We start from the raw sequence: 25,583 nt of genomic DNA on the forward strand, positions 1-25,583 counted from the left end.
GGGGACGGGTGTGGCGTCGACCCTTTGCACCTGCATTTGCATACGTATCACCCGCAGGGATGGATTCGCCGCCGACGCGGGTCCGCCACCGGCCCGGTGTCGCAAATCGGGCCCGGGAAACGGCGCGGAGTGTGGAGTATGTGAATGTCCGGCTCCGGCCGCACGCTGCACCGGTGCGGGCGCGTGCGCCGGGAACCGGGAGGAGGTACACGGGATGAATGTCCGAGGGGGCGGCGACAGGCTGATACCCGGTGCGGCGCGGCCCGACCGGGCCGACGTCCTCGGCCTTGCCGACGGGCCCGCGCGCGCCTCGCTCGACTTCATCGCGTTCTGCCTGCTGCACCGGGCACGTTGGGCGCAATACGCCGGAGTGCGGATGGGGGATCCGGTCCGGGGCGAGTGGGCCGTGCGCTCGGCGGTCGCCGAACTGGCCACGAACTGGGCGGACATCCTGCGCGGGCCCAACCCGGCCGCCGGAGCGTGGCGGATCCTGGGCCGGACGGTGACCCGCTCGCGTGCCCCCGCGCGGGACACCCTGCATGACGCGCTGCCGTGGCCGCAGGCGGACGCCGTGGTGCTGCACTATCGGCTGGGCATGACGCTCACCGCGACCGCCGAGCTGATGGGCGCCGACCCGCCGGAGATCGCCGCCCACCTGGTCCTCGCCGAACGCAGCCTGCCGACCGACGTGGTCAAGACCCTGGGGCGCCGCCCCGATTGCGACGCGGGCGATTGAGGGGTCCCACGCCCGTGTCGGTCGCGCCCGGCATGGGAGGCTGGGACGGTACGTGGCGAACTCGACGAGGGGGCACCATGGGGAGCGCGGAGCGGCCGGCCTTCGAAATCGACGTGGACACACCCAGCGCGGCGCGGATGTACGACTGGTATCTCGGCGGCACCGACAACTACCCGGCCGATCGCGCGGCCTGCGCGGAACTGCTCAAGATCGTCCCCAGCACGCGCGAACTCGCGTGCAACAACCGGGCGTTCCTGCAACGTGTGGTTCGGGTGCTGGCCGCCGAATACGGCGTACGGCAGTTCCTGGACCACGGCTCGGGCCTGCCCACCCGGGACAACGTGCACCAGGTCGCCCAGCGAGTGGACCCCGCCGCCCGGGTGGTCTACGTGGACAACGACCCCATCGTCCTGGCGCACGGCCGGATGTTGCTGGAGGAGAACGACAACACCGCCGTCATCCAGGCCGACATGACCGACACCGCGGGCATCTTCGGGCATGCCGAGGTCCGGCGGCTGATCCGAGCGGACGAGCCGGTCGCCGCGTTGTTCGTCTCGGTGCTGCACTGCCTGCCGGAATCGGCCGAACCGGCCGCGCTGATCCGCCGGGTCGCCGACCGGCTGGCCCCGGGCAGCTTCCTGGTGATCTGCCAACTGGTCAGCGAGGACCCGGCGATCCGCGACGGGGTCAGCGACTTCATGGCCGAGGCGACCGGCGGCAACTGGGGCCGGGTCCGCGAACCCGCCCAGGTGGACGCCTACTTCGCCGGACTGACCATCCTGGAGCCGGGCCTGGTCGAGGTCTCCACCTGGCGACCCGACTCGCACGTCACCGCCCGTCAGGAGACCGACGAGTGGATCGAGTACGGCGGCCTGGCCCGGATTCCCTGACCTCGGTCGGGGCCGCCCGCCGGGGCCGCCCGCCGGGGCTGACTCCCGGGCCCGGCTCAGTCGTTCGCGGCGGTCGCGAAGCGTCGCTCGGCCTCGCGCAACATGCGTTCGCTGGACGCGCGATCCTCGGCCACGGCCCACAGCCGCAACAGGATCTCCCGATGGGCGTCGATGTCCGCACGCCGGCTCAGATACGTCGCACCGTTGGCCTGCTCGAGATAGATCATCTCGCTCGGCCCGCCCGACGCGAAGCGCAGATGGGTCATCGGCGACGGCGGGGTGAGGCCGGCCGCACGATCGAAGCGCAACACCCGGATGTTGATCCGGTCCCGCGCCGACTCGGCCAACAGGTGGCGCAGCTGCGCGGCCATCACCGCCGGACCCCCGACCGGCCGGCGCAAAATGCCCTCGTCGAGCAGCGCGGTCAGGTCCGGTCGGCCCTCGTCCGCGAGCAACGCCTGCCGCTGGCAGCGCAGTTCGATCCGCCGCTCGACCTCCGCGCGGGCCGCCCGAGGCAGCCCGCCGCGCACCACCGCGCGGATGTACTCGGGCACCTGGAGCAGACCCGGCACGACGTGCACCTCGTAGGTGTCGATCCTGGTCGCCGAGTCCTCCATGCCGATCAGCCGAGCCAACCAGCCCGGCATCACGTCGCTGTAGTGGCTCCACCACGCGGGCTCCAGCGCCTTCTTCAGCAACTCCTCCATCTCGCACAAGGATTCCTCGTCGTGGACGCCGTAGAAGCGGACCAGGTCGAAGACGTCCCGAGGCCGAGGCGGACTCTCGCCGCGCTCCAGCTGGCTGATCTTGGACATCGAGGCACGGATCGCCTCGGCCGCGTCCTTGAGACCCAGACCGTGGTCGAGGCGCAACTTGCGCAACGTCGCGCCGAGCACCTTCACGGCCGCGGCCGGGTTGCGCTGCCGTTCGAACGCCACCACGGGGGCGACCGACGACGAGACGCGGGCCGGGCGGTCGGCGGACATGCGGGCTCCAGAACTGGGCGTGTCGACCCGCGCCATTATCCCGAGCCGAACCCCGCGTGTCCGTGGATCCGGCGACCGGGCCCGGTGCCGGTCGTGCGCGCGGTCAGTCGATCAGGGCGTCGAACTCGCCGTTGCGGGCGCCGGCGACGAACGCGGCCAACTCCGCCCGGGTGTAGACCAGGGCCGGCCCCCGGGCGAAGCGCGAATTGCGCACCGCGACCTCGCCACCGGGCAGCGCGGCCAACTCCACACAGTTCCCCTCCGCCGTGCTCGCGCTGCTCTTCACCCAGGTCAGCGATCCGAACGAGTCCGCCGGATCCCCGTTGGTGGCACGCATCGTCATCACCCTTCCCGATCCGGTCCGATCGCGACCCCCACGGCGCGATCACGGACACACAGCGGCCCGTCGGGCAAAACCACCCGCATTCGCACGAAGGACCGAGGCCAGCCTAGTCACCGAACACCGACCGGGAAGTCCCTCGAAAGAGTTCTCCCCCGACCCGGCCCACCGCCCACGACACCGCGACCGCTCGGCGCCGGCCGATTCCAACTCATCGCAGGGGCAGGCGAGTTGCCCATCCGGCTCGGCGAACGGGCCGCACCTCGACCGGGTGCGGCCGGCCGAACCGGCCCGAGCGCGTGGCTGCGAACGCCGCCCGGCCCGGCGCCGGAAACCGACCCGGGCGGCGAGGCCGAAGCCCCGGCCTTCCCGCACCCCGTCCCCTATCCTCGACCCGGACACGGGGGTGGAGCACGGTGACAGAAGACCAGGCGAGACGGCCCGCGGTGCTGCCGGCGGACGACGACGTCGCCATCACCGGACAACTCGGGCCACTCCTCGAACGCTCCGGATTCGACATCCGGACCGTGCACGACGGCGCCGCGGCCCTCGCCGCGGCCACCGGCGCACCCGCGCCCGACCTGATCGTGCTCGACGTGCTCATGCCGCACCTGGACGGGCGCGAGGTGCTGCGCCGCATCCGGCGTTCCGGGGCCTGGATCCCGGTCATCCTGCTCACCCGGGTCGGCGAGTCGACCGAGCGGGCGATGGCCCTGGAGGAGGGCGCCGACGACTACCTCAACAAACCCTTCGACCCCTACGAACTCATCGCCCGAATGCGGGCGTTGCTACGTCGAGCCGGACGCGGACCGCCGCCGTTGGCGGGCGCGGGAAGGTTGCGTGCCGGGGCGCTGCGGGTGGACCGGACCGCACGCCGCGCGTGGCTGGGCGAGCGCGAGCTGACCCTCACCCCCAAGGCCGGCGCGCTGCTCGACTATCTGGTCACCCACCCCGACGAACTGCTCTCCCGCGAGCGGCTGATGGAGGTGCTGTGGGGCTGGGAATCGGCCGCCACCACTCGCGCGGTGGACAACCGGGTCGCGGAACTGCGCCGGGCGCTCGGCGACGACTCCGGCGCACCGCGCTGGATCGAGACGGTCATCGGCGAGGGCTACCGCTTCGTGGCCCGCGTCGAGGCGGCCGAATGACCCGCCGGCGCCGACTGGCCCGGCCAGGCCCGGTCCCGGGCGCGGCGATCGTCGCCTTCGTCGCCGCGCTGGTGGCGACGGCGATGTTCGGCGGCGGCTGGGAGGTGTACGTACGCTTCGCCCCCGTCCTGGGCGTGGCGATCCTGGGCCTGCTCGCGGCCGGCGCCGCCACGCTCGTGGTCACCGTACGCAGGCGCGTCGCCCGGGCCCGGGCGAGCGCCCGCGCCGAGGCGGCGGCCGAGCACCACCGGTTCCTGCGCCGGCTCGACCACGAGCTGAAGAACCCGCCGACCGCGATGCGCCTGGGGCTGGCCAACCTCGCCGCCGACGGCGTGGACGCGGGCCCGGACGGCTCGCTGGGCAGCGTGGGGGAACAGGTCGCCCGGCTCGCCCGGATCACCGGCGACCTGCGCAAACTCGCCGACATCGAATCGCGCCCGCTGGAGCGGGTGGCGGTGGATGTGGCGGTGCTCCTGGACGCCGCCGGCGAGACCGCCCGCGATCTGCCCGGTGGCGCGGACCGGCGGATCACCGTCTCGGTGCCGCGCGTGCCCTGGCCGCTGCCCACCCTCGCGGGCGATCCGGACCTGCTGGAACTGGCGCTCGAGAACCTGGTCGGGAACGCGGTCAAGTACAGCGATCCCGGCTGCGCGATCGAACTGCGCGCGTTCGCCGAGGACGGCCACGTCGTGGTCGAGGTCGCGGACACCGGACGCGGCATCCGCGCCGACGAACTTCCCTCGGTCTGGGAGGAGTTGGTTCGCGGCAGCGACGCGCGTGGGACGCCGGGCAGCGGGCTCGGGCTGGCCCTGGTCCAGGCCGTCGTGGTGCGGCACGGCGGCAACACCGAACTGCGCAGCCGGCCCGAGTCGGGCACGGTCGTACGACTGCGACTGCCCGCGTCGTGACCGTGTCGCCGAATCCGGTCGGCGATGTCGCGGATCCGGTAGCCGGCTGCCACACCGGTGCGACACACGTTCCCTAGCGTTGAGCGCAGCGGCCGAACCGGCCCGAGGACCATGGGGGAGAAACCGAAATGCATATCCGTACCGTGCTGCCCGCGCTCCTGCTGACCGGCGGCTTCGTGCTCGGCGCCACCGCGTGCGAAGCGGGGATCGAGAAGAAGAACGACACCGCGGCGCCGGCGAGCAGCCCCACCGCGAACGGCTCCGGCACCACCACCGGGAGCGGAACGGGAGCCCCGGCCCCGGCGTCGGCGAGCGACCAGCCGTCGACGTCCACGCCGCAGACCGGCAAGGCCACCCCGTCGGCGCCGGCGTCGGTGTCCGCGCCGCCGGCGCCGAGCACGCCGTCCGGCCCGGGACCGCTGGTGATCTCCGGGACCGGCACCCAGCCGACCACCGACTGCACCGGCCGCGACGTGCGGATCGAGGGCGACTCGATCTCGATCACCCTCACCGGCTTCTGCCGGCAGCTGACCGTCACGGGCGCCTCGCACAGCATCGAGGTGTCCTGGTTCGACAAGATCACCGTGAACGGCTCGAAGCACCTGGTGCTCTACGGGGTCAAGTCGGACGGCAGCAAGCCGGAGATCCTCGACAACGGGACGAGCGACCACATCACGTCATTGTGACCTCGACACGTCACGGTGACCTCGGCGGTCGATCCGTTCCGGGCGGGTGACCGGTCTTCGCTAGACTGAACGGCGTTCGTGTTCGGCCGGGATCGAGGCAAACGAGGAGGTGGGGTTGATGACCGCGCGAAGGGCCACTGTCGTGCGCAGCGTCCGGATCAGCCGCACGTCCCGGGCGATGGCCTGACCCCGTCTCGTAGTTCGCCCGCGCGGGCAGCGTGCACCCGCGCGAGGCGACACCCACACGAACCCACCAGGAACGGATCGACATCCATCATGAGCACCACCTGGATCACGCGCGCCGAGACCGCCGCCGACATCCCCACCGTGCACACGATCAACGCCGCCGCGTTCGAGACCGGCGCGGAAGCCGACCTCGTCGACGCACTGCGGACCGACCCGAGCTGGATCCCGGGCCTGTCCATCGTCGCCACCGACCGGCACGACCGGCCGATCGGCCACGCACTGCTGACCCGCTGCCACATCGGCACCGTGCCGGCGCTGTGCCTGGCCCCGGTCGCCGTACTTCCCGAATACCAGAAGACCGGCGCCGGTTCGGCCGCCATCCACACCGCACTGCGGTCGGCCGCCGACCTGGGCGAGCACTTCGTGGTCGTCCTGGGCCACCCGGCCTACTACCCGAGGTTCGGCTTCACCCGCGCCTCGACGCACGGTATCGGGCTCACCATCGAGGTCCCGGACGAGGCCCTGATGGCCCTCACCCTCGACCCCGAACACCCGCTGCCCGCCGGGATCGTGCACTACGCCGCCCCATTCGGCATCTGATCCCGCCACCACCGGACCCGCCGTTCCGACCCCTGGTCGGGGCGGCGGGTTTTCGCCGTGGCCCGGTTTTCCCGATATTGGTCATGGGATATGGGGGACTGTGTGGATTTTGTTCCGATAATTCGGTATGGAATTGACCGCCCGTGATTATGAGCGATATTCGATCACTCGGTCAAGCCGGTGAGCAGGTGCGATTCCACACAGTCAAGCCGGATATACATATAGCTACCATGGTTTCGGGTCGCTGCTCCGATGGTTGTCGGTCGGTAATCCGGGACGTGAACGGCAGATATCGATATCCACCCCGGAATTCACCGATCCATCGTGATCCGGTCCACCGCGAGCCGATCCGGCAGCCATTTCGGTGGCCGATCCGGAGGGCTCCACCGCACGGCGATCACCACCAGTTCCACCGAAAGGAACCACCCCGATGCATGACATCCGCTCCGCCCGCCCCCGGTCGCGTCGTCGCCGGTTGGCGACCCTGACCGCCGCGATAGTCTGCGCCGCCACCGCCTGGGTCGGCGCCCCCGCCGCGACGGCGGCGCCCGCGCCCGCCGACTTAACGCCCGCCGCCGCGGCGGGCCCGGTGAGCCCCGCGCTGATCACCACGACCGCCCACCCCGGCAACCAGGTCGCGCTCACCTTCGACGACGGGCCCAGCTCGCAGTACACCCCGCAACTTCTCCAGGTGCTCAGGAAGCACCAGGTCAAGGCGGTGTTCTGCCTGGTCGGCGAGCAGGTCGAATGGCAGCAGGCGCAGGTCCGGGCGATCGTCGCGGACGGCCACACGCTGTGCAACCACACCTACCGCCACCGCGACCTGACCACGGTCTCCCCGGCGGACATCGAGGCGGACATCCAGCAGACCAACGCGCAGATCCGGGCCGCCGTACCGGGGGTGGAGATCCCCTACTTCCGCGCGCCGTACGGCAATTGGGGTCAGTCGCCGGCCGTGGCCGCGAACCTGGGCCTGCGTCCGCTGAGTTGGACCCTGATGCCGGGCGACTGGGAACTCCCCGGCGTGGACGTACTGCTCCAGCGGCTGCGCGACGGCATCACCCCGACCGGCGTGGTCACCCTGCACGACGCGGGCGGCGACCGGCAGCAGACGGTGGACGCGGTGGACCGGCTGATCACCGAATACAAGGCCAAGGGCTGGGGCTTCGACCTCCCGTCCCGCTGACCCCGGGGGTGCCCGACAGCTCGGACGTACCTCGCCGGGCGGCCGAGGCGACCACCGGATGAGTCCGCTTAGTCCGCCGCCGGGCGTGCAGTCGGCATGCTCGGCGGCGGGCGGCGGGCGGCCGGCGGCGGGCGGCGGGCGGCGGGCAGGGCGGCCCGGGGGGAGTGCGCCGTCAGTGCGCCGGCGGTACCTTGATGCGCCGCGATACGGGGATCGCGACCGGCGCGAGGAGCGCGGTGCGGCCGAATGTGACGCCGAGCGCGGTGCCCAGGCCCGCGCCGTGCGCGTGGCTCAACGCGACCGCGCCGCCGCCGAGACCGCCGAGCACCGCGACGGCGAACGTCTGGGACAACTGCAACGCCGCACCGGTACGGCCCTGTTGCTCATCCGGGCCCTGGGCCACGACCGCGGCGGATGCGGCGTGGTACGCCACCCCCATGCCGAACCCGCCGATCGCCCAGCCTGCGACGGCCACCAGCGGCGGTACGGCGTCGATCAGGATGGTGGCGGTCGACACCACGATGCCCACGCACAACACCACAGTGCCGAGCGCGCTGTACGTCGGGCGCAGCCGCGCGCCGCACCGGTCGTCCCACCGGGCCCGGAGCGCCGACCCGGCCACCCAGGTCGGTGCCCCCGCCGACCTGCCCGGACCCGCCTCGATGGTGCCGAGCCCGCGCAGCTCGGTCGGGCCGAGCGGGAGGAACGTGTCGGCCCCGAAGTAGGCCGCCGAGAGCAGCCGGCGCATGGCGATTCCGGCGAGCAACCCCCGCGCGGCGCGCGTGGTCCCGGACGGGGTGAGCGCGCGATACGAGAACGCTGCGACGACCGCGCCGAGCAACGCCAGGCCGACCACCGCAGGCAACGACGCGAACTCGAACGCGGCGATCATCAACCCGGTCCCCACGGCGAGTACGCCCTCGGCGCGAGGTCGGGAGGCCGTCGCAACCCCGTCGCAACCCCGCCGCAACCCCGTGGCGCGCCCGGCGCCGGCGCCGGCCCGCTCGGCGGCACGACCGCCGCCGGCCGGTGGGCGGCGTGTCGGCAGCCGGCCCGAGGCGCGGCGCAACCAACCCATGGCGCAACCACGTTGCGCGTCTCGGTTCACGGCCGGGCTCTCGATCCGGCGCTCCGAGTCCGTGCCGCCCGTCCGCCGCGCGGCCGTTCCACCGCCGCCGCGCCGCCACGGCCGCGGCCCTGCGCCGAGGCATCACCCGGGGACCTCGCCGGGGACCGGCCCTCGACCGACGAGGCACAAAACCCGCACTCGTCACCGTCTGCGGCATGCTCGCACCCGCACCCGCACCCGCACCCGCACCCCGGTGCCGGGCGGCCGTGTGCCCCGACAGGCCGGCGGTTCCCGAACGGACGACGCAACATCTCGAGGCGTCCGACCCGTCTATCTCCCGACACCAGCCCAAGCCGCAGCTCAAGAAGCAGCCCAAAGCCACCCATCACGTCGCATCTCGGGGATCGTTACTTTGACAAAACCATTCAAAACCCAACCAAAGGCGATCCGAGATCAATGCAAATCAGATCGGGAGCGGCTGTTCGACGAATTCGTCGTCGCGCGCTACCAGGCGCTGCGCCGCACCGCGTACCTGCTCTGCGGCGACTGGCACCAAGCCGAGGACCTGGTCCAGATCGCGTTGGAGAAGGTGTTCGCGTCCTGGCATCGGATGCGGGATCCCGGTGCCGTCGACACCTACACCCGGCGGGTCATGATCCGGGGCTTCCTGGACACCAAACGCCTGCGCTCCAGCCGCGAGTTCCCCACGGCGACGCTGCCCGATCCGCCCGACGCGCCGGGGCACGACGCGGACAGCGCCCGACGCCTCGCGTTGCTGGCTGCACTCGGTCGGGTGTCGCCGGGCTACCGAGCCGTACTGGTCCTGCGCTACTGGGAGGACCAGAGCGTCGAGGAAACCGCCGCGCTCCTGGGTCGCAGCTCCACGGCCATCCGCTCCGCAGCCAGCCGCGGCCTCGACCAACTCCGCACCATCCTCGGCGAGTCCCTGATCGACATCGCCCACTCGTAACCGCATCATCGGCACTGCCACAAAGGAGCACCGAATGCCCCTCGAAGACGAACTGCCCACCCTGCTCCAGGACATGCTCCCAGCCGGGGGCGCCGAACCGCCGATCCCCAACATCCTCCCGGACGTTCGCGCGGGCGGCATTCGGCGCCGGCGCCGGCGCCGACTGGCCATCGGCGTGGCCACCCTCGCGGTCGGTGCCGTACTCGCCGGCGCCACCGCCGGGGCCTTCGCCCTCGTCCCCGGCGACGGTGGCCACGCGGGCTCCGGTCCGGCCGCGGCCCCCACCGCGACGATCACGCTACCTTCGCCCGCCTCGTCCTCGCCTGCCTTGCCCTCGACCGCCTGGCTCTCGACCGCGCCGCCCGACGAGAACTTCATCCTCGACCGCGGTCCCATCCACGACCGGGTTCTCGCCGCCCTGCGGGCCAACCTTCCCGCCGGCATCACCAAGGCCGTCGACCAGGCCGAGGGGGACAAGACCCTCTTCTTCCTGTTGACCCGCACCGACGGCAGCACCCTCACCTTCGACCTCACCAGCGGCGAGGCGACCACCCCGGGCGGCCGGCCGCAGTTGCCCTGCGAACTCGGCCCGCAAATCGACAACAAGACGGGCCAGACCAACACGCTGGACTGGACCGACTGCGCCGGCGCGGTCCTCCCCGACGGCGCGAAAGCCATCACCGCCACCCTGCCCACCGGCCGGGACAAGAGTGTGTTCCTGGACTTCATCACCCCCGCCGGTATCTCGTACTCGTTCACATCGAGCAACCGTGACAAGTTCGGCACCATCCTCAACGGTTCCCCGTTGACCGCCGCCGACCTGGTAACCCTCGCCTCCACCCCGGCCTTCCGGACCGCTCTGCCGGCGGCCCGTCCGGCTCCTTCCGGCGAACACTGAGCCGCCGGACGCCGCCCGGGCCCCAGGGTCCCCCAAGGCCGCAAGGCCCACCCCGAGACTCGATCTCGGGGTGGGCCCGGTCCTGTGCGCTGCGATCATCGGCCACGACACGAGCGAGCTGGACACGGCGACCGCCACATCGATCTCGCGGGACACTGCGTGAACGGGTCGTCACGTGAAATGCTGGGCCGGAGACGCGGCTGCACGACGTCGCACCTCGATCCGTCCAATGCGGCACCGAATGCACCGACTGCACCGAATGTGGGGTCTTGTGGAAGCGGAACTGTTGACGCTGGCGACATCCGGGGCGACCACCATGGTCGGCCTGATGGTCTCCGAGTCGTGGGCGCAGGCGCGGGCCCGCCTGGCCGCCTTCTTCGGCCGGGACAGCGGCGATACCGACGTGGCAGAGCTTGAACTGGAGACTTCCCAGCGTGAATTGACGGCTGCCCGCGAAGCGGGAGACGAGCAGGTGGTCGCCGACGTCGAGGCGGAGTGGCGCACCCGACTACGCCGAGTTCTGCGTACCGACCCGGTCGCAGCCGCGGACCTGCGGGCTCTCCTCGACGAACTCGCGCCGCTGGTCGGGGACCGGGGGGAAACCACGAGCGTGGTTCACAACACCATCAGCGGAGGCGAGTACCACGCGCCTGTGCAGCAAGGACGCGACTTCGCCCGCCAGACCTTCCACACCACGGTCGCCAACACCCCCCACACTTCGCCGGGTTCGGGCAATCCGGCCGAACATGGGTGAACATCGGCACCGAGCGCCGTACTGTACGGGCGCGGCCACCGTTTCCAGTAGCGTGAAATCCCCGCCGGCCGACGCGCGAGGCATGAGAGCGAGGCACCAGTGGTAGGCGGCGCAACGGGACCCGAGGACGATCCGACCCGACCGCGAACGGTGGCCAATACCCTTGCGGGCAACCACGCGGGGCCGGTGATCCAGGCAGGCGCGGTGCACGGAGGCATGAACATCACCTACCACCAGGCGCCCCACCCCGGCCCGACACCCAGGACCCCGCACCAAGTACCCGCCTGCGCCGCCGTGTTCGTCAACCGTACGGCGCACCTGTCCGGGATGGACGGCTGGCTCGTGCCACCGGCCGCCGATTCGCCGCGGATCGCGGTGCTCAGCGGGCTCCCGGGTGTGGGCAAACGTTCGATCGCCCGCCGGTGGACGGAGAACATGCGGGACCGCTTCCCCGGCGGAGACCTCCACGTCGACTACTCGGCGCTGCGGGACCGAGCCGGTGGCGACGTCTCCGAAGGCCTGGCCAAGTGCCTGCGCAGCCTCGGCGTCGCCGAGGAATACCTGCCGGCCACCCTGGACGAGCGAGCCGCGCTGTTTCGCACCCTGACGGCGGAGCAGCGCGTCCTGGTCGTATTGGACGCCGTGACCGAACCCGCCCAGGTCAGCGCCTTGGTCCCCAGGGCCCCCGGCAGCGCCGTACTGGTCACCAGCAACCGTGCGCTGGACGAACTGCGGCTCGACGGTGCCCGGTTGATGCCCCTGCCGCCACTCGACGCGGTCGCCGGCCGGCATCTGCTCGCGGCGCTGTGCGGCGAGGAACGTGTCCGGGCCGAACCGGAGGCCGCCGACCGCCTCGTCGAACTGTGCGCCGGACTGCCGGTGGCACTGCACGTCGTGGCCGCCCGGCTGGCCCATCGACGGCGACCGACGATGGCCGACCTGGCGGCCGAACTCGCGGACGAGAAGCAGCGATTGGCCGGACTGTCCATGCGAGGGGAGCGCACGGTGTCGGCGGTGTTCACGCTGGCCTACCGGGATCTGCCATCCGACGCGGCACGCCTGTACCGCCGCCTCGGGTTACTCCCGGGTCGTACCTTCGACGTGCCGACCGCGGCCGTCGCCGCCGATGTCGAGCAGCGGCAGGCACAGGACCTGTTGGACGTACTGGACGGCGCGGGCCTGCTCGACGAACCGGCCACCGACGGCCGGTACGCCCTGCACGAGCTGGCCCGCCTACATGCGCGGGACTGCGCCGGGCAGGACGAACCCGAGGGCGCGGGCGAGGCGTTGTTGAGTCGAGTGGTCGAGCACTACCTGACCTGCGCGGCGTTCGCCGACCGAGCCGTGATGGGCGAGCGGCTGCGCATCGCCGATCACCGGACGCTCCTGCGCGAGCGCACCGATCCCTTCGCCGGCGGCGACGCGCGCACGCGGGCCCTCGCCTGGCTGACCGCCGAACGGGCCGACGCCCTGGCCGTACTGCGCGCCGCCGCCGAACACGGCGGCCTGGATCGGCAGGTGTGGCAACTCGCCGAGGCGATGGTCGTGTTGTACCTGCACCACCGCCATCTCGCGGACTGGATCGAGACCTGCACGCTCGGCGCGCAAGCCGCCGCCGCGCAGGGCGACCCGGCCGCCGAGGCCCGGTTGCGCAGCATGTTGTCGCGACCGCTCCTGGACACCGACCAACCGGAGCGCGCCCGGGCCGAGTTGACCGCCGCGGTCGCCGGCGCGGACGAGTCGGGACACCCGGTACTCCGGGCGTCCGTCCTGGAGTTCCTGGGCCGCTACTGGGACCGGATCGACCCGGCCCGCGCGGTGGAGGTGTATCGGCAATCGATCGCCCTCAACAAGGAGGCGGGCGAGGAGCGCGGCGCCGCGCTGGCGATCTACTTCATGGGCTGCGCCCAGGACGCGAGCGGTGACCGGCGCACCGCGTCGGCGACCCTCCAGGACGCGGTGGACCGGTTGCGCGCCGTGCCCGATGCCCGGATGACCGCACGTGCGCTGGCCTCGCTCGGCCGGGTCCAGGACCGCCTCGGCGACTCGACGCAGGCGGCGCGTACGCTGCGCGAAGCCATCGCGGGCCTGCGGAAGGTCGAGGCATCCCATTACGAGGCCCAGGCACTCGAATCGCTCGCGGACATCGAGGAACGCGCCGGCGATCGCGCGGCGGTACCGGAACACCTGAACCGCGCGTACGAGATCTACGCCGCCGGCGGCAGCCCGCGAGCCGCGGTCGTCCGGGAACGGCTGGACGCTACCGGCGACTCCACCGGGTAGGCCGGATCCGCAGCGCGACGTCCGACCCACGCGGCCCGATCCGCAATTGCACCGTCACGTCGTCGATCGGGAGGCCGGCCCGAAGCCGCGCGTAGACGACGGCCGCCGCATGTCCCGGGTCGGTGGGTGCTCCGGTGGTCACCACCTCCACGAGTCGCCCGTCCCACAGCCCGACCACGAACTCGTACCCGACGCCCGGGCCTTCCTCGTCGCCGATGGTCGCGGCGGCGAGCCGGCCGAACGGGAAGTGGGCGAAGGTATCGCGGATCCACCGCGCCGCGCACACCGCCGTGCGGGCCGGCCGATGCTTCGTCAGGACCGAGGCACTCTCGGCCAACTTGCTGTCCAACTCGTCCTCGTCGCAGGCCAGGTGTACGAAGACCCCCTCCGCCTCGGCGGGTTCGGCATCCGGGGCAGCCACGGCCCCCGCAACCTCCGCAACCTCCGCGACTTCCTCGGCCACCGAGGCCGGAAAACGACGAGTGTCGACCGTACAACCGTCCCCGCCCATGGTGGTCACCACCGACCACGCCGTGACCGCGAAGTCCTCCGGCACCGGGTCACGGAAGGCCAGCGGCGCCGGTGGCCGGCCGGCCGGCTCGGGCAGGCCCAGCAACTCGTAGGCGGCGGTCCGCAACAGCCGCATGGCCCGTCCCGGCACGGCGAACGCACCGTCCGCGACCTTCACGAGTCGATCCGGATCGTGGTTCGCAACGGCCCGGTCCACCTGGGCCCGCAGGCCGTCCGCCGGATCGAGGTAGGGGGAGAGCCGGCCCAACTCCGCCATCGGCGTGCCCGGGACGGCCTCGTCGCCGAACGCGGCGAGCAGGAGCGGCAGGCCCAGCGCGGCGCCATACAGCGTGACGGACCCGTGGTCCCCGACGAGCAGATCCGCGGCGATCAGCGTGGCCTGCCAACCCTGAGTCGGCGGAATCAGCAACAACCCCGCGTCCACCGCCCGGCGTTGGAGTGCGCGGACGGCGCCGGGGCCATGGCCGAACCAGACGTTGGGATGCATGATCAGCGCGACCCGGTACTCGTCGACGGGCAGCGCACCGAGCAGCCGGGCGGGCAGCGCGGGACCTCGACCGATCAAGGACTCGTCGCGCCACGTCGAACTCACCACCACCAGCCGCTGCCCGTCCGCGACACCGAGCGCGCGACGATACCGCTCGCGCATCCGCCGGCCGGCCAGCAACTGGTCATGGCAGGGATCGCCGACCAGGATCGTGCGTTCGGCGGCGCCGGGGTGCAGCGCCTCCAATTGCTCGGCCTGATCGGGATGGGAAATGGCCAACCAGACCCGGCCGCTGTCGAGGAGTTCGCGAGGCACCACCCCGGACACCCGCTCGCCCGGCCGACGCGCGTCGGGGACGTGCTTGTGGAAACCGACGCCGTGCGGCACCACGAGCACCGGGCAATCCCCGGCGGGCAGTTCGGAATTCTCCGTGGCGGTGATGAGCAGATCGCAGGCAATGTGCGGAAGTTGCGCCCAGGGCATGATCCGGCCACCGACGCTGCGCAGCAGCTCGTACACGCCGTCGTCGAACGCCGAGCCGCGATCGTGCGTGAAGACCAGATCGAGTTCCGGGGCCGAGTGGAAGAGCTCGGAGACGACATCGAGAACGCGCACGGTCGAGGTCACCGTACGGGTCACCACTACGACGGTATGCCGACCCGAGAACGTCTTCCATCGCGCCGAATCCGCCCCCACCGGCACCCGCAACGGGTCACTGGCATGCGCCGACAAACCGCACCCCCGGTCGGACTAGCGCACGCACATCCCCATCGCGGCTCGCGGCTCGCGGCTCGCGGCTCGCGGCTCGCGGCTCGCGGCTCGCGGCTCGCGGCTCGCGGCTCGCGGCTCGCGGCTCGCGGCTCGCGGCTAGGGTCGCCCTACCGTCTTTCAAACCGCTTCGCAACCTTCCGATCCGCGTTCCGTTCCACCCCATCGGCGCTGTGCTGATCCACCGTAGAGCAACGGCGTACGGCCGGAAGGTGGTGTTGTACGAAACCGCCTGCCACGTGCGTTCGAAACCTCGCCGACCGGAGCGCCTGCCCCGGACCCGCCGAGGTGGCAAGTGGCCGCGCCGGACCCGGAACCCGGACGGCGTAGCAGCCATACAACCGGCGCCCGTCCGGCATCATGGTGTCTGTCCGTGGCGTGTCGGTGACGGTGGCGGTGACGGGGGATCGATGGACGAGACGCACAACACGATCAGCGGCGGCCGATTCGGCGCGGTCGTCCAGGCGCGCGTGGCCCATGTGCACGCCGCGCCAACCGTCCGCGATCCGCAACGACAACTACGCGGCATGGTCGGCTACTTCGTTAATCGGGTGGCCGAACTGCGCCTGCTCGAAGCCGCGTCGAGCCGGCCCGGCGGCCCCACCATCGTCGTACTCACCGGCATGGGCGGCGTCGGCAAGACCGCGAGCGCGCTGCGTTGGCTGACCGACATCCGGGATCGGTACGCCGGTGACCACCTGTTCATCGACCTGCGCGGCCAGGATCCCGACGCGTCGAGATCACCCACTGCCGTTCTCGACAGATTCCTGCGCGACCTGGACGTGTCGCCCCGGGACATTCCCGTCGACCCGGAACGGCTCCCGGAACACTTCCGCTCCCTGACCGCGGCGCAGCCGGTCATCGTCTTCCTGGACAACGCCCGGACCGCCGCGCAGGTACGCCCCCTGATCCCCGGCCACCCGGACAGCCTCGTCGTGGTCACCAGCCGGCACACCCTCGCCGGTCTCACCGCCAGCCACGGCGCGATCCGCGTCCCGGTCAAGCCGCTCGACGAAGGCGACGCCGCCGCGCTGCTCACCGCGATGACCGGACACACCACCTCGGCGCCCGAACTCGCCCGCGCTTGCGGGGGTTTGCCGATCGCATTGCGGGTGATGGGGGCACAGGTGGCCGAACAGGCGCACGCCTCGCTGGCCGACGCGGTGTCCGCCCTGGATCGCCGTAGCGGCGACGGCCGTTCGACCACGGACTGGGAGGTGCTCTCGGTGCCGGACGACGACATCTCGGTACGCGCCGTCTTCGACGCCTCCTACCGACCCCTGCCCGAGGACGTCCGACGCCTCTACCGCCAGCTCGGACTGCATCCGACGCCGGTCGTCGACGTCCGGGCCGCGGCCTGCGCCGGCGGCCTCGACCCGGCTGCCACCCGACGCCTCCTCGACGCCCTGGTCCGAGCCAGCCTGCTCGAAACCGGGCCGGAGACCGGGCGTTACCGGATGCACGACCTCGTCCACGCGCACGCGGCCGATCAGGCCGCCGAGGCGTCCGCGGCCGAGCGCGAGGCGGCCGTCGACCGGATCGTGGGCGGTTATCTGGAGCGGGCGGTCGAGGCCGATCGGGTGGTGAGTTCGCGGTGGCGGCACGGCCCCGCCTTCGCCGATCCGATCTATTCGGCCAATCCCGCCTACCCGGATCCCGGATCGGCGTTGGACGCGTTGGAAGCCGACCGGGAGAACCTGGTTGCCGCAGTGCGCCTGGCCGCGCGTACCGGCAGACATGCCGAGGCATGGCAGTTGTGCGAGGCGCTGTGGGGCCTGTTCTTCATGCGCCGGCACTTTGCGGACTGGATCGAGACCTACACGCTGGGCCTGCGCGCCGCCGAGCAGGCCGGCGACCCGGTTGCCCACGCGCGCATGCAACTACACCTGGGATTCGCCTACTTCGAGCGAAACGCCGGCGCCGACGACGAAGCCGAAGCCCGCACCGGGTTCACCGAGGCGCTGCGCCGAGCCCGGCGCATCGGCCATGCCCGCACCACGTCGAGCGCACTGGAGTCGCTCGGCCTGCTCGCCCTCCGCGCCGACGAACCAGCCCTGGCGGCCCGAAACTTCGCGGACGCCGTGGATGCACTCGACGGCGTCGACCACCCGCGCGGCCGGGCCCTGCTCACCCACCACCTCGGGCGGGCCCTGGCGCTCAGCGGCCAGGACGCCCCGGCGGTGGCTCAACTCGAGCGCGCCCGTGCGGCGTTCATCGCCATCCCCGATCCGTACAACGAGGCACGCGTACTCACCAGCCTCGGTGAAGCGCACCTGCGCGCCAACCGACCCGACGAGGCCGCGACCGCCCTGTCCCGGGCGCTGCCGCACATGCGGGACAACCGCGTACGGCACGAACAGGCCCGCATCCTGCACCTGCTCGGCAGTGCCCGAGCCGGATCCGGGGCGATCGAGGCGGCCGGCGAGGCGTGGCTGGCGGCGGCGGAACTGTACGAGCAACTCGGCGACTCCCGCGCGGGGGAGGTGCGCGCCGCGGTCAGCGCACTACGGTCAGGCTGAGCGGCACCACGAGGTCCCCCAGCCGCACCGACAGCGGTGCGCTCGGATCACCCCCGGCGGCCAGTCGGCCGTAGACGGCGGAGCCGGCGACCGCCGCGGACATCCTGGGATCGTCGCACTCCCAACCGACCCGAGCGCGCCAACCGGGCCGGGTGCCCAGGAGGCAGGCGCGCGGACCGGTCGGCAACACGGCCAACCAGCAACCCGGGTGCGCGCGGAACAGGCCCACGAGGTGTTCCTCGGTGGCCGGCGACCGCCCCACGAGCACATCCGCCTGGAGCCGGAGTTCCGGATCGGGCTCCGCCGCGTCCGCGACGAGATGAGCATCCGTCAGGTGCACGTCGGTCCCGGCGGCGAGGTTCTCGGGATAGCGGCGCACCGTCACCTCGTCACCCTCGACGCCGGCGGCCGACATCGTCGCCGGCATCAACGGCGAGCGCCGCGGCCCGACTTCGGACCGGGCATCGGGCAACTCCACCGGCCCCACCAGCACCGACCGGGCCGGTTCGGGCAGGCCCAGCCGGTCGTAGAACAATTCGCGCAACACCCGAGCGGACCCACCGGGCAGGGACGACGCGCCCGCGGTGACTTCGGCGATACGCGGATCGGTGGCCGTCCGCAGCGCCGCCTCGTCGAGCTGCTCCGGCAGCGGCCGTTCGGTATTCACCCGGGTCAACAACGGGAGCAGGCGCGCGATGGGGGAGGCCTCGGCCAACGTACCGTCGGCGGGCATTCCCGACAGCAGCGTGGGCCGGCCGAGGGCCGCGCCGTAAAAGGTCACCGATCCGTAATCGCCGATGACGGCGTCGGCCGCCACGAGTGCGGCCTTCCACCCGTCGCCCTCCGGCCGGGCAAGAATCAATCCGGCGGATTGCAGGGGCGCCAGCCAGGAGCGCAATTGCCAAGGCCCGTGCGCGTACCAGACATTGGGATGAACCACCGCCACGACCCTGAACTCGTCACGCGGCAGCGTCGCCAACGCGTGTACGAGGAGGCGCCACGACTTACCGAGCTGTGACTCCCCACTCCAGGTGGACGAGATCACCACGAGCTTTTGCCCCGGAAGCACACCCCAGGCAGCGCGATAATCGTCCCGAAACGGCACACTCGCCTGCAATTCGTCCAGACACGGATCCCCGGCCACCACCGCCGCGGGCAACGCCTCCGGACACCCCTCGGCAAGTCGCGGCAACTGCTCCGCATGCGACAGGACCACGGCGGACGGGACAACCACCCCGTCGTGGGTAAGCCACTCCGCCGTCAAACCAAAAGCTTCCCGGCTTCCCGGCTTCCCGGCTTCCCGGCTTCCCGGCTTCCCGGCTTCCCGGCTTCCCGGCTTCCCGGCTTCCCGGCTTCCCGGCTTCCCGGGCCAGTATCTTATTGTAGCCCATTCCATGTGGCGTACCGATAATAGGTGCCTTTATCCGATGCAATTCACCGCCCCGACTCGTCGTGATGGCCAGATCAAACTTCCGGGAAATGGCCTGATCCCACGGCAGGCACACGATTCCCTGATCGCGAATGAACTCCTGGATGCCATGCTCGAATGCCGAGGAGCCGGTGCACGTGAAAACGACCTGAATTCGTCGGTCGCCATCGAAAAGACGCAAAAGATCGAGAAGCCGAGTCGCGGACGTCACATTGTGGATGACCCCGAGGACGACTCGCTCGGGCCGTATCGTCAACCACCGGTCCGCCGCCGCACCCACCGGAAGCGCGACCGGACCGTCCCAAGGCATCCCGAGCATCCATCCCCCCATGCCGCCGGTATCCGAGAGACCCTAGCCCACCGCCCCGGACCTGCGACGACGATGCACCGAACCACCTCGCGAGTAGACCGCGCTCCCGGCCAAACCGTGCCCCGGTAAAAGATCTTGCGACTCGCGTTGGACATCGCACGCCCCCCGAACGAGATACCCGCGAAGGCACCGCAGGTCTCCGCACGCCCTCCTGTGCGCCGGGCGCACGCCCATGGCGGACGGGCGGTGCGTGCGGATCAATCGTTCGGAAGGAACGCCCCGTGATAGGCATTACCGGGCCCACCGGCGCCGGGAGCCTCTGGCTCCTCATAGGCGTGCTCGCCGTCGTCTCGCGTACACCCCTCGGCGTCCCCGCAGCGCGTCCGGCCGGGCCGTCCCGACACCGAGGCCGCCCCGGCTACGGCCTCCGAGCCACGCGCTCCGCGCGTGCGAAGGGCGGCGGACTGTGAGCGAGTCCCCCGAGCGCGTCGACGCCCACTGGTACGACCCCACCGACGCCGAGATCCGGGCGCTCGGTCTGGAACGCCTCGATGTGTTCCAAACCCTCGACGAGGCAACCGACTTCGACGATCTGGCCGATCTCGCCGATCTCGATGTGTTCGCCGAGGTCGACCCGCAGGACCCCGTCGCGACGGCCCCCGGGGCGAGCGGGATCGCCTCCCGACCCCATACCTCCGACCCGGCGCGGCAACCCCAAACCCCGGGCGGCATCCGCGCCATCGACCTCACCCGCTACCTACCCGACGACTACCACACGTTCGCCCGGACCCACCTCCCCACCCTGACCCGCCTCGCGTACCGATCCCTGGGCTCCGTGGCGGACGCCGTCCAGGCCGTCGAGGACGTCATGGTCGTCGTCGACCGCGACTGGGCCGAACTGCTGCGCGCCCCCGGCCCGCCGATCGACGCGGTGGTGAAGCTCCTGATGGAACACCTCGACGACCACGCCGCCCAATGCGCCCGCGTCCGCCACGCCGTCGCGCCCCACCGAAATGCCGACGACGGCCCGCGACTTCCCGTGGAGCTGCCCTGGGCCGACGAGTTCGTCGAGTTCGCCCGGGCCTACCGCCCCACCCTGACCTCGCTCGCCCGCCGCCGCCTGGGGCCGCTGCGCCAGGACGCGGAGGACGTGGTCTCCGAGGTCATGCTGGCGATGTGCGTCCGGTGGAACCTGCTGGTCCAACATCCCAGCCCACCACAGGCGTTGGCCTACCGCATGCTCAAGCACAAGGCCGTCGACTGGCAGCGCCGGGCGGTCCACCGCCGGGAGATCAGCGTCGACTTCACGGCCCCCTCGGCGCCCGAGGTCGTGTCCGCCCGCGCCGCCTCCGCCGACCCGGCCACATTCGTACCCGAACTCCACACCGTGCACCGCGCCATCTCGCTGATGCCACCCAAACGTGGCGCGTGCGCGTGGCTACACCTGGTCATGCAGGTCCCGCCGGCCGAAGTCGCCGCATACCTGGGGATCACCATCTCCACCGTCCGCTCGCATGTCCACGCCGCCCGCCGCGAACTCGCCGCCGCACAGCGGGGAACCGTGCCCTACGACCCCGTCCGACCCCATCCCCCCGAGGGAAAGACCACATGAACTCCCTGGATCGCGCACTGCGCGAGCAACGCCGAACCCTCGACGAGGCATTCGCCGACTACGACCCCGCCGCGGCCCTCCAACGCCTGGCCTCGCGCATCGTCCAGGAACGCCTCGCAGCCGAGCTGATCCGGGCACCCGCCGCCGGAAACACCGGAAACACCGGAAACGGCGGAAACAAGGGGTACGTCGCGAGCGCCGTGACCGCCGCGAATCCCACCACCCCGACCAACCCCGACACCCCGATCGATCCCGCCACCCCTACCAACCCCACCGCTCCTACCAACCCCACCACCGCGACTCCGGGCTCCCGCGAGACCATCCGCACCCGAGCCGCCGTCGAGCTGGAGCACCTGTGCCGCCTCGTGGTCGCCCGTCCCGACACGGCCACCCTCCTGACCGAGTTCGTCGACCATCGTGCCCCGGCCGGCGGCGTCGTGTTCGGCTGCCTGCTCTACCTCACCGGCCGGACCGAACCCGCGGCGTTCTGGTGGCGGTTCGGCGCCGGCGCCGAGGACGCCGAGGCGATGCGCTTCCTGGTCCTGCACCACTGCGCCGAAAACGACCCCTACGACGCCGAGTTCTGGACCCGAGGCATCCCCACCCCCGACCCGCACCCGACCCCGGCGCCCGTACCGCAGTCCGTCCCCGACGACCCGGAGCCCCTCGCCGACACCTACGTCGCACGGGTCGAACCCGGCATCAGAGGCGTCGAGGACCCCGACTACGGCGAGGTCTGCGTACCCCACGCGTGGCTGAAATCCCACGTACAGACGACACCCACCACCCGCCCGCCACGCCGCACCCCACGTACGTCCTGCCCGACCCGCAACTGACCGCGACCGGCACCGACGCACAAACCCCGACAACGGGCCGGGCGGCATCCACCCGACGCCGCCCGGCCGTTCGCCATCCCCGGCCGGTCCGGGGCCGGCGCCGGTCGGCACGGCCCCCGATCCCTTACCGCCTCGCCGGCACAAAATCACCCCACTTCGCCTCCCAAACGGGACACGCCCCATCCATAATTAAGTAAAGTCTAAGCAAAGAAACCCAAGCTTCCCCTGCCTCTCCAGTCACTCCCGCCTCTAGTGTCCGGACGCCCGGCCCGATTTCCCCGACCGTCGTGACCCGACGGTCGATGGGAACCGTGCGTCGGGTCCTGCCGAATCAGCTCGACGTCGTGGGCGCGGACAGCACCACAAGCACCACAGCACCCTGATCGGCGTCGCTTCGCGTCCGGGATCACCTTCCGGGCGGAAGGGGGACCATCTTGAGTCGAGCGATACCCGGACGCGGCGGAACTCCGCCGCGAGGCATCCGGCGCTTTCGTGGCCCGGTCACGTTGTTGTCCGTCTCGGTGCTCGCGGTCGCGGGCCTGACGACGGCGACCGGTGCCACCTCGTCCGCCGCGACCGCGCGCGTGGACACCACCAAGGCCGTGTGGAATCCCGGCCCCGAGGACCAATACCTCAACACCGTCGAGGCCGAGGACGGCCGCAAGGACCCGATCGACGCCGAGCTCCCGGCCAACGAGAAGGCACGCAGGGCCAAGGAGGAGATCGGCAACAAGAACCACGAAGGCAACCCACGCGCCGCATCCCAGCTGCGACGACTGGAAGCCGAGTCCAGGCGCACCGGCAAGAGCCCGGAGCAGCTCAAGGCCGAGGGCAGTGGAAAGGCGGTCGGCGCCAAGCAGGAGGCCAAGCTGCTGACCATCCTGGTCGAGTTCAACGACCAGGCCAACGACGACTTCTCCGGCTTCAATCGCCGCAAGAGCGTCGACGACGCCTCGTGCGTGGTCGAACCGCCCGGGACCCTCAAGAACGGGCCACTGCACAACACCATCCCCGACCCGGCGCTCACCGGACGGGACAACAATTCGCAGTGGACCGCCAACTTCAGCCCCGAGCACTACAACAAGATGCTCTACACCAAAGAGGGCATCACCGAACGTATGCGCAAGGACCTGACCGGTCCCGACGGCAAGCCGGGCATCGACCTCTCCGGCTACACGATGAAGAACATGTACGAGGAGATGTCGGGCGGCAAGTACACCGTCACCGGCACCGCCACCCCGTGGATCAAGGTCCCGCACTCCGAGGCGTGGTACGCCGCCGGGCGCTGCGGCCAGCGCATGCAGGACATGGGCGGCCACCCGAAGAACCCGCTGGGGGCCGGCCAGCTCGCGATCGACGCGGTGGACGCGCTGGCCAAGGCGCAGCCGAACTTCCCGTGGGCGGACTACGACAAGGAAGACCCGGGCGACGCCAACCACAACGGCAACACCCAGGAGCCCGACGGCGTGGTGGACCACCTGGTCCTGGTGCACGCGGGCAAGGACAAGTCCGCCGGCGGCGGCGCCGAGGGCTCGTACGCCATCTGGGCACACTCGAGTTCGGTGCCCAACGGCTACACGGTCCCCGGGACCAAGGTGAAGATCGCCAACTACATCGTGCAGCCGGAGGACTCCGGCGTGGGCGTGGTCGCCCACGAGTACGGCCACGACCTCGGTCTGCCGGACCTGTACGACAACTTCAGCGGCGGCTCATCCGACGTCAACTTCTGGGACCTGATGGCCAGCGGATCGCATTCCGGCCCGCTGTTCCAATCGATGCCCGCGCACATGAGCGCGTGGTCCAAGTACACGCTCGGCTGGTTGACGCCCAAGGTCGTGAACACGGGCGGCAGTCCCGAACTGGTCACCATCGGGCAGGCGGCCAAGACGCCCAGAGGAACCCAACAGGCGGTCCGGGTCAATCTCCCGGACAAGGTGATCAGATTCAGCACGCCACACAGCGGCAGCAAGGCGTGGTACTCCAGCAACGACCAGAACTGGGCGGACGTCAAACTCGTCCGGGACATCGCGGTGCCCACCGGCTCCGATGTGAAGTTCCAATGGTGGAGCGACTACGCCCTGGAGGAGGACTGGGACTTCGGCTTCGTCGAGGTCTCCACCGACGGCGGCACCACCTGGAAGCAACTCGAGGTCCGGGACGAGGCCGGCACGCTCGTGTCGACCCCGCCGAACTACCCGGATCCCAACGGAAATCTACGCCGATTCGGCAAGACCACCGGGCTGACCGGCTCCACCAACGGCTGGCGCCACGATCGGGTTGACCTGACGCCGTACGCCGGGCAGAACGTCAAGCTGCGCCTGGGCGTCGACACGGACGCGGCGACGCAGTGGAAGGGCTGGCTCGCCGACGACTTCTCGCTCACCAACGGCACTGCCACGGTGTGGTCGGACGACGTCGAGGGCGGCGACAACGGCTGGACGGCGCAGGGTGGTTCGACCTCCGGTACACGCGGCGCCGGCTGGGTCAAGACCGACGGAACGTTCAATCGTGCGCAGTACTACCTGCTGGAGTGGCGCAACACCTCCGGGTTCGACCAGGGCCTGAAGTACACCTACACGTTCGGCGAGAACGGCAAGCGCGAGAAGATCGCGTACAACGCGCCGGGCCTGCTGGTGTGGCTCAGGTCGGACGAGTACGAGAACAACGGCGTTGCCAACTTCCTCGACAAGGCCCCGTCGTGGGGCGCCAAGGGCGAGTTGCTCCTCGTCGACTCGCACCCCGACCCCTACCGGTTCCCGGACGCCCCGGCGGCCCCGGGGGCCAACCTGGAGACCCGGGTGCAGTCGGCGAACGCGGCCTTCGGCTTCCGGGACACCTCGCCGTTCCGGGCCTGCCGGGTGACCGGTGACCACTGCGCGTCGTTCGACAAGCAGGCGCCGGTGCGGTTCTTCACCGACGCGCTCGGCTACGCGCCGGGCGCGGAGGCGAGCGGGACCGGGTTCGTGGCCAAGGACGCGTACGGCTCGACGGTGGTCCCGGCGCGGGCGCCGTACTCGACCAGGGTGACCAAGCCGGACGGCTCGCCGGACTTCGCGAACTACGGCAAGCCGTTCTCCACCTCCACGCTCGGTTCCGGAAATCCCGGGTGGGACAAGGCATACGGCGTGACCGTATTCCCGCTCACCCCGCTTCCGGACAACCAGGGTGCCGTCGTGTTCATCGCCCCCTCGGGGAAGTAGCCGCGCATCGGGCACCGGCAACGTCGGCCCCCACGACCGCACTTGGGTCGTGGGGGCCGACGCGTGCGGGATCCGGTCGGCCGTCCCGCAGGTCGCCGGATCCTCCACCGCACGTCAACTTCCGTTAACGGCAGAGCTGTTGATCACAGGTCGGCCCGTAGGGCCGGGGCCCGCGGGGGGTGCCGGCTCCACGGTGTGGCGGCGCACGTTCGCACGACCGGGTGTGACCGATGACCGATGACCGATGAGGT

Annotated in this window: 20 protein-coding genes; 15 read left to right on the top strand and 5 right to left on the bottom strand. The window is 71.2% G+C overall.

What is annotated here, in order from left to right:
• Nucleotides 1–214: 214 nt before the first annotated feature.
• Together ABIA38_RS22280 and ABIA38_RS22285 are read left to right on the top strand one after the other, a co-directional pair.
• On the top strand, nt 215–736 hold the full coding sequence (locus ABIA38_RS22280) for a hypothetical protein (protein WP_424640506.1): 522 nt from the start codon (nt 215–217) through the stop codon (nt 734–736).
• Nucleotides 737–813: 77 nt separating this feature from the next.
• Entirely contained in the window at nt 814–1,626 is an 813-nt protein-coding gene (locus tag ABIA38_RS22285; RefSeq protein WP_424640507.1) for an SAM-dependent methyltransferase, read from the top strand.
• Nucleotides 1,627–1,682: 56 nt separating this feature from the next.
• Here ABIA38_RS22285 and ABIA38_RS22290 read toward each other — a convergent pair whose 3' ends face one another.
• On the bottom strand, nt 1,683–2,612 hold the full coding sequence (locus ABIA38_RS22290) for a helix-turn-helix domain-containing protein (RefSeq protein WP_424640508.1): 930 nt from the start codon (nt 2,610–2,612) through the stop codon (nt 1,683–1,685).
• Between the two features lie 103 nt (nt 2,613–2,715).
• A complete protein-coding gene (locus ABIA38_RS22295; RefSeq protein WP_424640509.1) occupies nt 2,716–2,955 on the bottom strand; it encodes a DUF397 domain-containing protein in 240 nt (79 codons plus the stop codon).
• Nucleotides 2,956–3,368: 413 nt separating this feature from the next.
• Here ABIA38_RS22295 and ABIA38_RS22300 point away from each other — a divergent pair, with 413 nt between their 5' ends.
• The 5 genes from ABIA38_RS22300 to ABIA38_RS22320 all read left to right on the top strand — a co-directional run bounded on the left by ABIA38_RS22300 (nt 3,369) and on the right by ABIA38_RS22320 (nt 7,666).
• Nucleotides 3,369–4,100: a response regulator transcription factor gene (locus tag ABIA38_RS22300; RefSeq protein ID WP_424640510.1), complete on the top strand. Its 732-nt coding sequence runs from the start codon at nt 3,369–3,371 to the stop codon at nt 4,098–4,100.
• Nucleotides 4,097–5,008 carry a sensor histidine kinase gene (locus ABIA38_RS22305; protein WP_424640511.1) on the top strand — a complete coding sequence of 304 codons (912 nt, stop codon included), beginning with the start codon at nt 4,097–4,099 and terminating at the stop codon, nt 5,006–5,008. Before ABIA38_RS22300 ends, ABIA38_RS22305 begins: the two co-directional genes overlap by 4 nt.
• A 128-nt stretch (nt 5,009–5,136) precedes the next feature.
• Entirely contained in the window at nt 5,137–5,694 is a 558-nt protein-coding gene (locus ABIA38_RS22310) for a DUF3060 domain-containing protein (protein WP_424640512.1), read from the top strand.
• 276 nt (nt 5,695–5,970) lie between these two features.
• Nucleotides 5,971–6,480, top strand: a complete 510-nt coding sequence (locus tag ABIA38_RS22315) for a GNAT family N-acetyltransferase (RefSeq protein WP_424640513.1) — start codon at nt 5,971–5,973, stop codon at nt 6,478–6,480.
• Nucleotides 6,481–6,910: 430 nt separating this feature from the next.
• Nucleotides 6,911–7,666, top strand: coding sequence for a polysaccharide deacetylase family protein (locus ABIA38_RS22320; protein WP_424640514.1), 756 nt, complete (start codon nt 6,911–6,913; stop codon nt 7,664–7,666).
• 172 nt (nt 7,667–7,838) lie between these two features.
• Here ABIA38_RS22320 and ABIA38_RS22325 read toward each other — a convergent pair whose 3' ends face one another.
• A complete protein-coding gene (locus tag ABIA38_RS22325; protein WP_424640515.1) occupies nt 7,839–8,744 on the bottom strand; it encodes a hypothetical protein in 906 nt (301 codons plus the stop codon).
• 403 nt (nt 8,745–9,147) lie between these two features.
• Between ABIA38_RS22325 and ABIA38_RS22330 the strand changes: the two genes are divergently transcribed.
• The 4 genes from ABIA38_RS22330 to ABIA38_RS22345 all read left to right on the top strand — a co-directional run bounded on the left by ABIA38_RS22330 (nt 9,148) and on the right by ABIA38_RS22345 (nt 13,640).
• Nucleotides 9,148–9,705: a SigE family RNA polymerase sigma factor gene (locus ABIA38_RS22330; RefSeq protein ID WP_424640516.1), complete on the top strand. Its 558-nt coding sequence runs from the start codon at nt 9,148–9,150 to the stop codon at nt 9,703–9,705.
• Between the two features lie 34 nt (nt 9,706–9,739).
• Nucleotides 9,740–10,603 (top strand): hypothetical protein, encoded by an 864-nt coding sequence (locus ABIA38_RS22335; RefSeq protein WP_424640517.1) that lies wholly within the window; start codon nt 9,740–9,742, stop codon nt 10,601–10,603.
• A 271-nt stretch (nt 10,604–10,874) separates the two neighbouring features.
• A complete protein-coding gene (locus ABIA38_RS22340; RefSeq protein ID WP_424640518.1) occupies nt 10,875–11,357 on the top strand; it encodes a hypothetical protein in 483 nt (160 codons plus the stop codon).
• A gap of 216 nt (nt 11,358–11,573) precedes the next feature.
• Entirely contained in the window at nt 11,574–13,640 is a 2,067-nt protein-coding gene (locus ABIA38_RS22345) for an NB-ARC domain-containing protein (RefSeq protein WP_424640519.1), read from the top strand.
• On the opposite strand, the gene ABIA38_RS22350 is transcribed toward ABIA38_RS22345, so the two are convergent.
• The gene (locus tag ABIA38_RS22350) at nt 13,618–15,297 is read right to left on the bottom strand and encodes a hypothetical protein (protein WP_424640520.1); all 1,680 of its coding nucleotides are present in this window, start codon (nt 15,295–15,297) and stop codon (nt 13,618–13,620) included. The two genes, ABIA38_RS22345 and ABIA38_RS22350, sit on opposite strands and share 23 nt — an antisense overlap.
• Nucleotides 15,298–15,836: 539 nt before the next feature.
• Here ABIA38_RS22350 and ABIA38_RS22355 point away from each other — a divergent pair.
• Nucleotides 15,837–17,945 carry a tetratricopeptide repeat protein gene (locus tag ABIA38_RS22355; protein ID WP_424640521.1) on the top strand — a complete coding sequence of 703 codons (2,109 nt, stop codon included), beginning with the start codon at nt 15,837–15,839 and terminating at the stop codon, nt 17,943–17,945.
• Here the strand turns inward: ABIA38_RS22355 and ABIA38_RS22360 are convergent.
• Complete coding sequence (locus ABIA38_RS22360) at nt 17,923–19,179, bottom strand: hypothetical protein (protein WP_424640522.1); 1,257 nt, start codon at nt 19,177–19,179, stop codon at nt 17,923–17,925. The genes ABIA38_RS22355 and ABIA38_RS22360 overlap by 23 nt on opposite strands.
• Nucleotides 19,180–20,150: 971 nt before the next feature.
• Here ABIA38_RS22360 and ABIA38_RS22365 point away from each other — a divergent pair.
• The 3 genes from ABIA38_RS22365 (at nt 20,151) to ABIA38_RS22375 (ending at nt 25,332) form a co-directional block, all read left to right on the top strand.
• Nucleotides 20,151–21,296 (top strand): sigma-70 family RNA polymerase sigma factor, encoded by a 1,146-nt coding sequence (locus ABIA38_RS22365; protein WP_424640523.1) that lies wholly within the window; start codon nt 20,151–20,153, stop codon nt 21,294–21,296.
• A complete protein-coding gene (locus ABIA38_RS22370; RefSeq protein WP_424640524.1) occupies nt 21,293–22,132 on the top strand; it encodes a hypothetical protein in 840 nt (279 codons plus the stop codon). The genes ABIA38_RS22365 and ABIA38_RS22370 overlap by 4 nt, the downstream gene beginning before the upstream one ends.
• Before the next feature lie 434 nt (nt 22,133–22,566).
• Nucleotides 22,567–25,332 carry an immune inhibitor A domain-containing protein gene (locus ABIA38_RS22375; protein ID WP_424640525.1) on the top strand — a complete coding sequence of 922 codons (2,766 nt, stop codon included), beginning with the start codon at nt 22,567–22,569 and terminating at the stop codon, nt 25,330–25,332.
• Nucleotides 25,333–25,583: the final 251 nt, after the last annotated feature.

The organism is Embleya sp. AB8 (assembly GCF_049739465.1).
Lineage (GTDB): Bacteria > Actinomycetota > Actinomycetes > Streptomycetales > Streptomycetaceae > Embleya.